The organism is Microbacterium sp. H6, assembly GCF_003314775.1.
Taxonomy (GTDB): Bacteria; Actinomycetota; Actinomycetes; order Actinomycetales; family Microbacteriaceae; genus Microbacterium; species Microbacterium oxydans.
In genome coordinates this window covers 1-1,131 of record NZ_QOAY01000265.1, presented here as the reverse complement: position 1 = coordinate 1,131, position 1,131 = coordinate 1, and the positions used below count along the sequence as shown (strand labels likewise).

At 70.4% G+C, this 1,131-nt stretch carries 1 pseudogene; it reads left to right on the top strand.

Features of this window, described 5'->3' with window-relative positions:
• A pseudogene (locus DSP71_RS17575) lies at positions 1-1,131 on the top strand (helicase); the annotation flags it as partial.

Sequence of the window (1,131 nt, the reverse complement as noted above, 5' to 3'; positions counted from 1 at the left end):
GCCTCACCCGCGCTCTCGCCGATGAAGGGCGCGCGGCGCGCAGCGATGAGCAGCGGGCGCTGGCGCGCTGGTCGTCGTGGGGTGCGATCCCGGACGTGTTCGACGCCGCGAAGCCGGACTGGGCGCGGGAGCGTGACGAGTTGCGCGCCCTGCTGGCGGATGACGAGTGGGAGGCGGCCGCCCGGACGACGATCAACGCCCACTACACCGACCCGCTGATCGCGCGGCAGCTGTGGCGCGCCCTCACCGCCCTGGGCTTCCAGGGCGGCGCCGTGCTCGAACCCGGATCGGGGGCGGGAACATTCATCGGCCTCGCCCCCGACAGCGCGACCATGACCGGCGTGGAGCTTGATCCGATCACCGCGGCGATCAGCCGGGGCCTCTACCCGCACGCAGAGGTGCGGGCGGAGTCGTTCGCAGATACGCGCCTCCCGGAAGCGCACTTCGACGCGGCGATCGGGAACGTGCCCTTCTCGAAAGTGGTGCTGCACGACCCGGTGCACAACGCCACCAAGCAATCGATGCACAACCACTTCATCCTCAAGTCGCTCCGGCTGACCCGCCCGGGCGGCCTGGTGGCGACGTTGACGTCGCACTTCACGATGGATGCGCAGAGCCCCGGCGCACGGCGAGAGATGAACGACCTCGCCGACCTCATCGGCGCGATCCGTCTCCCGACCGGCGCGCACCGCAGGGCGGCCGGAACCGAGGCGCTCACCGATCTGCTCATTTTCCGACGCCGCGAAGACGGCGAACCGCCGGCGGACGAGCTGTGGGAGACCGTGCGGACGATCACGCTGGATGGTCAGCCGACGAAGATCAACGCCTACTTCGACGAGCACCCCGAACAGGTCCTCGGGGAGCTCAGCGTCGAGCAGGGCATGTACGGTCAGGCTTCACTGAAGGTCACTGCGGACGTCGATCGGCTCGAAAATGACCTCGCTGGCGCGATCGATGCGCTCGTGTTCTCCGCGCGCCGAGGCGGGCTCGTCATGACCGAGCGCACCGCTGCGCAGCAATCGCGTCGGGCAGCGTTCACCCCGTCGCCGCCGGAGGCGTGGGACGGCAGCATCGTCGTCCAGCCCGGCGGCGCCTTCGCGACCGTCGCGGGCGGCGGGCTGGAGCCGTTCG